Origin of the sequence: Rhodoblastus sp. (assembly GCF_052145335.1) — a bacterium.
Classification (GTDB): Bacteria; Pseudomonadota; Alphaproteobacteria; order Rhizobiales; family Beijerinckiaceae; genus Rhodoblastus.
Genome location: NZ_JBKQOU010000052.1, coordinates 1 through 9,792, shown reverse-complemented (window position 1 = coordinate 9,792; position 9,792 = coordinate 1). Strand labels below are relative to the sequence as shown.

9 protein-coding genes are annotated in these 9,792 nt (G+C 63.0%); 7 read left to right on the top strand and 2 right to left on the bottom strand.

The window, feature by feature from the left end; genetic code table 11:
- The first annotated feature begins 13 nt into the window (after nucleotides 1-13).
- The 6 genes from purF (at nucleotide 14) to ACLP2E_RS03480 (ending at nucleotide 6,001) form a co-directional block, all read left to right on the top strand.
- On the top strand, nucleotides 14-1,450 hold the full coding sequence (gene purF, locus ACLP2E_RS03505) for an amidophosphoribosyltransferase (protein WP_442465165.1): 1,437 nt from the start codon (nucleotides 14-16) through the stop codon (nucleotides 1,448-1,450).
- 184 nt (nucleotides 1,451-1,634) lie between these two features.
- Complete coding sequence (locus ACLP2E_RS03500; protein ID WP_442461555.1) at nucleotides 1,635-2,405, top strand: SDR family NAD(P)-dependent oxidoreductase; 771 nt, start codon at nucleotides 1,635-1,637, stop codon at nucleotides 2,403-2,405.
- Nucleotides 2,406-2,767: 362 nt separating this feature from the next.
- Complete coding sequence (modA, locus tag ACLP2E_RS03495) at nucleotides 2,768-3,541, top strand: molybdate ABC transporter substrate-binding protein (protein WP_442465164.1); 774 nt, start codon at nucleotides 2,768-2,770, stop codon at nucleotides 3,539-3,541.
- 68 nt (nucleotides 3,542-3,609) lie between these two features.
- A complete protein-coding gene (gene modB / locus ACLP2E_RS03490) occupies nucleotides 3,610-4,299 on the top strand; it encodes a molybdate ABC transporter permease subunit (protein WP_442461553.1) in 690 nt (229 codons plus the stop codon).
- On the top strand, nucleotides 4,296-5,408 hold the full coding sequence (gene modC, locus ACLP2E_RS03485) for a molybdenum ABC transporter ATP-binding protein (RefSeq protein WP_442465163.1): 1,113 nt from the start codon (nucleotides 4,296-4,298) through the stop codon (nucleotides 5,406-5,408). The genes modB and modC overlap by 4 nt, the downstream gene beginning before the upstream one ends.
- Nucleotides 5,409-5,632: 224 nt before the next feature.
- Nucleotides 5,633-6,001, top strand: a complete 369-nt coding sequence (locus ACLP2E_RS03480; RefSeq protein ID WP_442461551.1) for a cupin domain-containing protein — start codon at nucleotides 5,633-5,635, stop codon at nucleotides 5,999-6,001.
- A 295-nt stretch (nucleotides 6,002-6,296) separates the two neighbouring features.
- On the opposite strand, the gene der is transcribed toward ACLP2E_RS03480, so the two are convergent.
- Both der and ACLP2E_RS03470 read right to left on the bottom strand, forming a co-directional pair.
- Complete coding sequence (der, locus tag ACLP2E_RS03475; RefSeq protein WP_442465162.1) at nucleotides 6,297-7,712, bottom strand: ribosome biogenesis GTPase Der; 1,416 nt, start codon at nucleotides 7,710-7,712, stop codon at nucleotides 6,297-6,299.
- Nucleotides 7,713-7,807: 95 nt separating this feature from the next.
- Nucleotides 7,808-8,491, bottom strand: a complete 684-nt coding sequence (locus tag ACLP2E_RS03470; protein ID WP_442461549.1) for a tetratricopeptide repeat protein — start codon at nucleotides 8,489-8,491, stop codon at nucleotides 7,808-7,810.
- 131 nt (nucleotides 8,492-8,622) lie between these two features.
- Between ACLP2E_RS03470 and trmFO the strand changes: the two genes are divergently transcribed.
- Nucleotides 8,623-9,792, top strand: a 1,170-nt coding sequence (gene trmFO / locus ACLP2E_RS03465; protein WP_442465161.1) for a methylenetetrahydrofolate--tRNA-(uracil(54)-C(5))-methyltransferase (FADH(2)-oxidizing) TrmFO, incomplete at its 3' end; no start/stop codon positions are given.

Below are 9,792 nucleotides of genomic sequence, written 5' to 3'. Positions count from 1 at the left end.
CGCCGATTTCGATCTGGACGGCGACCGACTGCGCGAGGAATGCGGCGTTTTCGGCATTTTCGGCCATCCCGACGCCGCCGCCATCACCGCGCTCGGCCTCCACGCCCTCCAGCATCGCGGCCAGGAGGCGGCGGGCATCGTCGCTTATGACGGCAATCGTTTCAATTCCGAGCGCCGCATGGGCATGGTCGGCGACACCTTTTCCAAGGCTTCGACCATCGAGCGCCTGCCCGGCGACCGCGCCATCGGCCATGTCCGCTATTCGACCACCGGCGAAACGATCCTGCGCAATGTCCAGCCCTTGTTCGCGGAACTCGATTCCGGCGGCTTCGCCGTGGCCCATAATGGCAATCTCACCAACGCCCTGACCATACGCCGCGAATTGATCCGCGATGGCGCCATCTATCAATCGACTTCCGACACCGAAGTCGTGCTTCATCTGGTGGCGCGCTCGCGCAAGCATTCGATCATCGAACGCTACATCGAGGCCTTGCGCCAACTCGAAGGCGCCTATGCCTTCGTCGCCATGAGCAACAAGAAGCTGATTGGCGCGCGCGATCCGCTCGGCATCAGGCCCTTGGTGTTGGGCCAACTCGACGGCCATTACATTCTTGCGTCCGAGACCTGCGCCCTCGACATCATCGGCGCGCATTTTATCCGCGACGTGGAAAATGGCGAAATCGTCGTCATTTCCGAAGAAGGGCTGGAAAGCCTGCGGCCCTTCCCTCCGCAGGCCGCCCGCCCCTGCATTTTCGAATATATCTATTTCGCCCGTCCCGATTCCATCGTGCATGGGCGTTCGGTCTATGACGTTCGCAAGGCCATGGGCGCGCAACTCGCCCAGGAAAATCCACTCGAAGCCGATGTGGTGGTGCCGGTGCCCGATTCCGGCGTGCCGGCGGCGATCGGCTACGCCCGCGCCTCGGGGATTCCCTTCGAACTCGGCATCATCCGCAACCATTATGTCGGCCGCACCTTCATCCAGCCGACCCAGAGCATTCGCGAACTTGGCGTGCGGATGAAACATTCGGCCAATCGCGCGGTGGTCGAGGGCAAGAGGATCGTGCTGCTCGACGATTCCATCGTGCGCGGCACCACTTCGATGAAAATCGTGCAAATGATGCGCGACGCCGGCGCCCGCGAGGTGCATTTCCGCATTTCCTCGCCGCCGATCACCCATCCCGACTATTACGGCATCGACACGCCGCAAAAGGATAAATTGCTCGCCGCGACCCACACGCTGGAGGAAATGCGCCAATTGATCGGCGCGGATTCGCTGGCCTTCCTGTCGGTCGAGGGCATTTATCGCGCCATGGGCTGCACCGGCCGCAATCATCAGCGGCCCCAATTCACCGATCATTGCTTTACTGGCGACTACCCGACGACCCTGACCGACCTCACCGGCGTCGATATCCGGGCGCAATTGTCGCTGCTGGCCGAAACCGGCTGAGAGCCTGACTTAAAATGGGTGATGCCGGGCTGCAAATGGCGTTTTTCTGCGCTCCGATGCTCACGTACATCAAGTACGTTCCGCTTCGGTGCTCGAAAAACACCATTTTCGCCGCGGCCTGACCCATTTTACGTCAGGCTCTGAAATGCCCATAACAACGCCCCGGCTTGGGGCCGGAGCCCAAATGTCGGAAATTTCGTCAAACGAAGAGAAGAAACTCGCCGGTCGCATCGCACTCGTCACCGGCGCGTCCCGTGGCATCGGCAGGGCCGTCGCGCTGGAACTGGCGCGGCGCGGCGCTCATGTCATCGCCCTGGCGCGCACCCAGGGCGCGCTGGAGGAACTCGACGACGCCATTCGCGCCATGGGCGGCGAGGCCACGCTGGTTCCCTGCGACATCAAGGATTTCGACGCCCTCGACCGGATGGGCTCGGCGATCCATCAGCGCTGGGGCAAGCTCGACATTCTCGTTGGCAACGCCGGAATTCTCGGGCCTCTGACCCCCATCGCCCATTGCGATCCAGACAAGTGGGAGCAGGTTTTCGGCGTCAATGTCACCGCCAATTACCGTCTTTTGCGCTCGCTCGATCCCCTGCTGCGCGCCTCCGACGCCGGCCGGGTGGTGTTCATCTCGTCAGGCGCCGCGCAGAAGGACGAATTCGCCGCCTATTGGGGCCCCTATGCGGCGTCGAAATCGGCGCTGGACGCGATTGTCCGCACCTATGCCGCCGAGACTCTCAATGTTTCGAAGGTGCGGGTGATGAGCGCCAATCCCGGCCCGCTGCGGACCAAGATGCGCGCCGCCGCCATGCCCGGCGAAGATCCGATGACCTTGCGCACGCCGGAGGAATTCGCCCCGAAAGTCGCTGACCTCTGCGCGCCGGAGTGGAGAGAGACGGGCAAGATCTATGATTTCCCGAAAGACCGGCTGTTGCGCTTCCAGGGCGCCGCCTGACGATTCCACCGCGTTCCCGCATCGCCTCAAGCGATAGCGCCGCCGACCGGGGCGTTCGCGGAAGGATTGGCGCCTTCCATCGCAGGCCGCGCCTACGGTCCGAGCCGCGATCCGGACGATTGCGGCAAGGGCTGCATCTCAGGCAACCGGGGCTGACAATAGTCAGCCCGCAAGCAGAGCTAAATTTCTTGCACTACGCCCAATCGCCGCGCAACGAACGTCTTTCGCGCTGATTTTCCATGCAGGCGGTTCATTTGCGATTGCACACCCATCGCAATCGACTAGGATTACGTACAGTATTCGGGTTGCATAAAGGCGGATGCGCTTGTGCAAATCAGCCTGAAGCGGGGTCAATCGTGAAATTGAAAACTCTTGCTGGCGCCTGCGGCTTCTTTTTTTCCGCTTTTGCCTCTTCCGTTAACGCCGGACAGACCAATGTCGCGGTGGCCGCCAATTTCACCGAGCCGGCGAAGGAAATCGCCGCCTTGTTCAAGCTGAAAACCGGCAACGACGCCATTTTGAGTTTCGGCGCTTCCGGCCCCTTCCTGGCGCAGATCACCCACGATGCGCCGTACAAGGTGTTCCTGTCCGCTGATTCCGAGCGGCCGAAGGCGGCGATAGACGCTGGCTTCGCCGTCGCGGAGAGCCGTTTCACCTATGCCATCGGCGTTTTGGCGCTGTGGAGCAGGGTTGTCGACGTGACCAAGGGCGAGGAAGCGCTGAAAGCCGGCGCCTTCTCGAAAATAGCCGTCGCCAATCCCAACGCCGCGCCTTATGGCGTCGCGGCGATCGAGGCGATGAAGGCGCTCGGCGTGTTTGACGCATTGAAGTCGAAAATGGTGCAGGGCGCCAGCATCGCCCAGACTTTCCAGTTCGTCGACACCAGGAACGCCGAAGTGGGCTTCGTCGCGCTGTCGCAGCTTTACGGTTCGACCGAAGGAACGCGCTGGCTGGTTCCTGCGAATCTTTATACGCCGATCCGGCAGGACGCCGTTCTGCTCAACAAGGGCGCCAATGACGAGACGTCGAAGGCTTTCCTCGAATTCCTGCAGGGCCCGGAAGCGCGCGGCATCATCGAAAAATACGGCTATGAGCTGGAGACGACGGAAGCCCACCAAAGCGCCCCCGCCCAATGAGGTGAAACAACAGGGCGTCGTTGGCTTTTCCCGCCTTCCTGAAAAGTCCGCTGGAGCGCGACAACCAAATGTTCGACAACCTTCCGCCCGACATCTGGGTTCCCGTCAAGCTGACCATCGAACTGGCTACCATCACCACGATTCTCACTTTGGTGGTGGCGACGCCGCTGGCCTGGTGGCTGGCGCGCACTCAACGCTGGTGGAAAGAGCCCGTCAACGCCATTGTCTCGTTGCCGATGGTGTTGCCGCCGACGGTGCTCGGCTTCTATCTGCTGATCGCGCTCGGCCCCTCCGGAATCGGCGGCGTGCTCGCCCCTCTCTGGGGCGCCCGCACCCTCGCCTTCACTTTCACCGGTCTGGTCATAGGCTCGGTCTTCGCCTCCATGCCCTTCGTCGTGCAGCCGATCCGCAATTCCTTCGCCGCGATCGGCGACAGGCCGATGGAGGCCGCGGCGACTTTGCGCGCCTCGCCGACGCGCGCCTTCTGGCGGGTCGCCTTGCCGCTCGCCACACCCGGCCTGGTCAGCGGCGCGGTGCTCGGATTCGCCCACACGGTCGGCGAATTCGGGGTCATCCTGATGATCGGCGGCAATATTCCCGGCCGCACCAAAGTCATGTCCACCGCGATTTTCGATTATGTCGAATCGATGCAATGGCGCGAGGCCAATATTCTCGCCGGCGGCATGGTGATCTTCGCCTTCGTCGTCATCGTGTCGATGAACCTCATCGAAAAGCGCTTCGCGGGAGCGCGCGCATGACGGCGGCCATCCACGCCGTCTTCAAGGGCGCGATAGGCAAGTTCTCGCTCGACGCCGGCTTCACCGCGCCGGCAAAGGGCGTCACCGCCCTGTTCGGGCCATCGGGCTGCGGCAAGACCACGGTTCTGCGCTGCATCGCCGGCCTTTTGCGCCTCGACGATGGCTTGTGCGATATCGACGGCGACCTCTGGCAGAACCGCGACGGCTTCTTCCTGCCGACCTATCGGAGGCCGCTCGGCTATGTATTCCAGGAAGCCAGCCTGTTTCCGCATCTCTCGGTGCGGCGCAATCTGCTGTTCGGAGCGCCGCGCCAAAAGCCGGCGGACCGCGCCGAGATCGATTTCGACGAGGTGATCGACCTGCTCGGCATCAGGGCCCTGCTCGACCGTTCGCCGCGCAATCTCTCCGGCGGCGAGCGCCAGCGGGTCGGCATCGGCCGCGCCCTGCTGACCCAGCCGAAACTGCTGCTGATGGACGAGCCTTTATCCGCACTGGACCGCAAGACCAAAGCTGAGATCCTGCCCTTCGTCGAAAAGCTTCGCGACCATTTCTCGCTGCCGATCTTCTATATCACCCATGACATGACCGAGGTCGAACGGCTGGCGAACCACATTGTCCTGATCGACAAGGGCCATGTTGTCGCCTCCGGCCCGCTTGCCGAATTGCAGAGCGATCCGGCGCTGCCGCTGGCGACGGCGCCCGGGGCGGCGGTCAATCTCGACGGCGTGGTCCAGGCCTATGATGCGGGTTACGGTCTGGTGACGGTCGGCGTAAACGGCGGCCGCTTCATCGCGCCAGCGGCACCTGCTTCCATCGGTGAGCGCTGCCGTATCCGCATCGTCGCCGGCGACGTCAGCCTGGCGCGCGAAAATTTGGGTCCAAGCTCCATTCTCAATACCGAGCCGGCGCGCATCGTTTCGGCGAAAGCCATGGACGCCAATGAAGTGCTGGTCGTTCTGGCGCTCGGCGCGGAGGGAAAGGGCGGACGGCTGCTCTCGCGCATCACGCGGAAATCCTGGGACCAGCTTGGCCTCGCTGAAGGTCAGGAAGTCCACGCCCGGGTGAAATCGGTGGCGCTGCGGCCGGGCCGCGGCGAATTCGCGGGATAAGGCTTTTCCCGTTTGACGACCTAAGCGGCCATCATGAGCCGAGTTTTGGACGTAGGGCGGCGGATGCAAAGCGGCCGGACTTGCGAGTACGGATAGCTATCGGCTGCTCCTATTCATGTCTGGACACGACGGCGAGGTCGGGCATAGCATAATGCTCGTTGGGTGGAAGGGTGTCGGCCAAGATAGAAGAACAAGATAGAAGAACTAGTCTTGGAGGACGTGAAATGGTTGGCAAACTCGAACGCAAACACATCGACAAGCCAGATGAAACACGCTTGTTCAAGGATGGAAAGGGCAAGATTGATGTCGTCACAGTCGGAGATCACACCTTTGGCCGTGGCGTCTTCGAGCCCGGCTGGCGCTGGTCCCAACACGTCAAGCCGATCGCCGGAACGCCATCCTGCCAAGCTGTGCACACCGGCTATGTCCTAGAAGGTCACATGGTAGTGAAGATGGATGACGGCGCGGAGGTCGAGTACGGACCCGGCGACGCTTTCTTCATGCCGCCAGGCCACGATGCCTGGATTGTCGGCGATAAACGCTGCGTGTTGATCTACTTTACCGGAGTGGCGAAATACGCGAAGCCCGCCTGAAGTCGGTCTTTCGGTCGACCCAGTTGCGGTGGGGTTTTCTTGGCTACGGCATAATGCCGACACACCAGACCCAACACAATGTTGTGGAAAGCCCGGCCACGCGGAAAGTGGCCCGACGTGGCGTGAGCTAAAAGATTTCGTCGCCTAGTAGATGCGAAAAAGGCGCGTGGCTCTGTCTTCTCAATGATAAATGCTCGCTTCGAGTCGAACGCGGAAGTTTCATGTGTCAGCGTCTTTAGACGCCCGTCTGTCGACGGGGTATGCGGGCGCGTTTCTTGGACAGGCCTATTATGATTTACCGCCGCCGTTTGCGGCCCGCATAAGGGTTTTCGCCCTGTTTCAAGGTGATGCGGATCGGTGTGCCGTACAGCGAGAAAGTCTCGCGCAGACCGTTGGCGAGAAAGCGCTGGTAGCTTTCCGCCAGTTCGTCAAGCTGGTTGCCGAACAGCACGAAATGGGGCGGCCGCGCCTTGGGCTGGGTCATGTATCGGATCTTGATGCGGCGGCCAGCGACGGCGGGCGGCGGCTGGTGGTCGAGCACCGCCTCCAGCCAGCGGTTGAGCTTGGCCGTCGAAATACGCCGGTTCCACACTTCATGGACGCGCAATATGGCTTCGATCAGGTCGTCGAGCCCCTGCCCCGTGGCGCCGGAAACCGGAACCACCGGCACGCCGCGAATCTGTGGCAACAGCCGCGCCGCCTCCTCGCGCAATTCGATCAGCTTCGGGCCCTTGTCGGCGATGAGGTCCCATTTATTGACGCCGATCACCAGGGCGCGGCCCTCGCGCGCCGCGAGATCGGTGATGGTCAGATCCTGTTTCTCGAAGGGAATGGTGGCGTCGAGCAGGATGACCACCACTTCGGCGAAACGCACGGCGCGCAGGGCGTCGGCGACGGCGAGTTTTTCAAGCTTTTCCTGGACATTCGCGCGCCTTCGTATGCCGGCGGTGTCGAAAATCTTCATCCCGCGCTCGACGTCGCCCTTGCGCCAGACGAAATCGACGCCGATGGAATCGCGGGTGATGCCGGCTTCGGGTCCGACGAGCAGCCTGTCCTCGCCGAGCAACCGGTTGATCAGCGTCGACTTGCCGGCGTTGGGCCGCCCGACAATGGCGATGCGCAGCGGTTTGGTCGGATCGAGCTCGCTGCCGTCCTCGTCGTCTTCGAGAACCAACCGTTCGGCCTTCTCCTCATCCTCGTCGACGAGCGCCGTGGCTTCCGGTAGAGCGGCGAGCAGCGAGGCGTAAAGTTCGGCGAAACCGTCGCCATGTTCCGCCGAAAGCGCGATTGGGTCGCCGAGGCCGAGCGAAAAGGCGTCATAGGCGCCGGACTCGCCGGCGCGGCCTTCCGCCTTGTTGGCGATGACCATCAGCGGCTTTCCCGCGCGGCGCACCAGCGCGGCGAAATGGCGGTCTTCCGGCGTGACGCCGACGCGCGCGTCCATGAGGAAGAAGATCGCGTCGGCTTCCTCGATGGCGCTTTCGGTCTGGGCGCGCATCCGGCCGGTCAGCGATTCCGCGGCGCTCTCCTCCAGCCCAGCCGTGTCGATGATGGTGAAGTTGAGATCGCCGAGCTTGGCCTCGCCGGAGCGACGGTCGCGCGTCACCCCCGGCTGGTCGTCGACCAGAGCCAGTTTCTTGCCAACCAGCCGGTTGAACAGGGTCGATTTGCCGACATTGGGGCGCCCGATAATGGCGACGGTAAAGGTCATGGTGTCCTTGGTTTTTCTCGCAAAGCGCGACGGTTCGACGGTCTTTGGTCGCGTTCGCTCTAACCGGATCTCGCACACTCGTGTGAGATCTGGGCTTATTTCTGCGCCGGTTCGGCGGAAGGCGCCGGGGGCGTGAACTTGCCGCCGCCCCGCACCAGCGACAAGAATGCCTGGACGCGCTGACGCAAATTGGCGGGAGCGCTGGGATCGACCACCAGCTGATCGAAATATTTGCCGGCGGCTTCGAAATCGCCGCGCTTGAGCGCCGCCAACCCGAGAAACTCACGCGCCGAATGACGGAACGAGCCGTTCAGCAAAGGTCCGAAACGCTGATCCAGCTCGGCCTTGTCGGCCTCGTCCACCCGCAGGAAGCCGGCGCGCAGCCGCGCGAGGTCGGCGAGAAGCGGATCGAGGCCTGGCTCAGCGGCGACGAGGTCAAAAGCCTTGACGGCGGCGTTGCGGTCGACGAGGCCCATTTCCTCGGCGGCGCGCAGCCGCGACAGGATGCGGTAGCCCTGCGGCGCAGACTTCGCCAGGTCGTCGAAGGCGTGAGCGGCGGCTTCCGGCTTGTCCTGGCTGGCGAGCGTTTCCGCCGCCTCGTAAGCCGAGCTGGCGGCTTCCGCCTCGGTCAGCTTCTGGTGGCGCAGATAGGCGAAGATCGCGGTTCCCACGACAATGGCGATGGCCAGGCCCAGCACGACGATGGAGTATTTCGACCATAGTTCGGTCAGCCTGTCGCGTTGGACTTCTTCATCGACTTCGCGGAAAACGTCGGACATTTTTATTCCCGTTGTTTCGTACCTTGGCGCCTCGCAGGGCGCGAAACAAATTTGTGCGGGGTTAGCACGACGCGGCGCCAAAGGCGAGCTTTCCTCTGGCTTTTTGAACCCTGCGGGCATTAGTAAGGCGGATGAATCAAAATTCCACCCCTCCCCGCCCCGTTCATGTGATCGGCGGCGGCCTCGCCGGTTCGGAAGCCGCCTGGCAGATTTCGCGCGCCGGCGTCCCCGTCGTGCTGCATGAAATGCGGCCCCAGCGCGCCACCGAGGCGCACCAGACCGGGTTTTGCGCCGAACTGGTCTGCTCCAACTCCTTCCGCTCGGATGACGCCTCCGGCAATGCGGTCGGCGTGCTGCATCGGGAAATGCGGGCGATGGAATCGCTGATCCTGCGCTGCGCCGACGCCCACAAAGTGCCGGCGGGCGGCGCCCTGGCGGTGGACCGCGACGGTTTCGCGCAAGCGGTGACGGCGGCGCTCGAAGCCGAGCCCTTGATCGAAATTCGTCGCGAGGAAGTCGCCGGCCTGCCCCCGGCGGACTGGGACAATGTCATCATCGCCAGCGGGCCGCTGACCTCTCCAGCGCTGGCGCAAGCCATCGGCGCGCTGACCGGCGAGGCGGAGCTGGCCTTTTACGACGCCATCGCCCCCATCGTTCACGCTGAGTCCATCGACATGGACAAGGCGTGGTTCCAGTCGCGCTACGACAAGGCCGGACCGGGCGGCACGGGAGCCGATTACATCAATTGCCCGCTCGACCGCGAGCAATATGACGCCTTCGTCGACGCCCTGATCTCCGGCCCGAAAACGCAGTTCAAGGATTTCGAGAAAACGCCCTATTTCGACGGCTGCCTGCCGATCGAGGTGATGGCGGAGCGCGGCCGCGAGACCCTGCGCTATGGGCCGATGAAGCCGGTCGGCCTGACCAATCCGCATGATCCCACCGTCAAAGCCTACGCCATCGTGCAATTGCGGCAGGATAACGCGCTGGGCACGCTGTATAACATGGTCGGTTTCCAGACCAAGCTGCTCTATGGCGCGCAGGCGGAAGTGTTTCGCATGATCCCGGGGCTGGAGCGCGCCGAATTCGCCCGTCTTGGCGGATTGCACCGCAATACTTTCCTCAATTCCCCAAAGGTGCTCGACGCCTCGCTGCGGCTGAAGGCGCAAAACCGGCTGCGTTTCGCCGGCCAGATCACCGGCTGCGAGGGCTATGTCGAAAGCGCCGCCGTCGGCCTGATCGCGGGGCGGATGGCAGCCTGCGAACGGCTCGGGCGCGAGATCGTCCCGCCGCCGCAAACC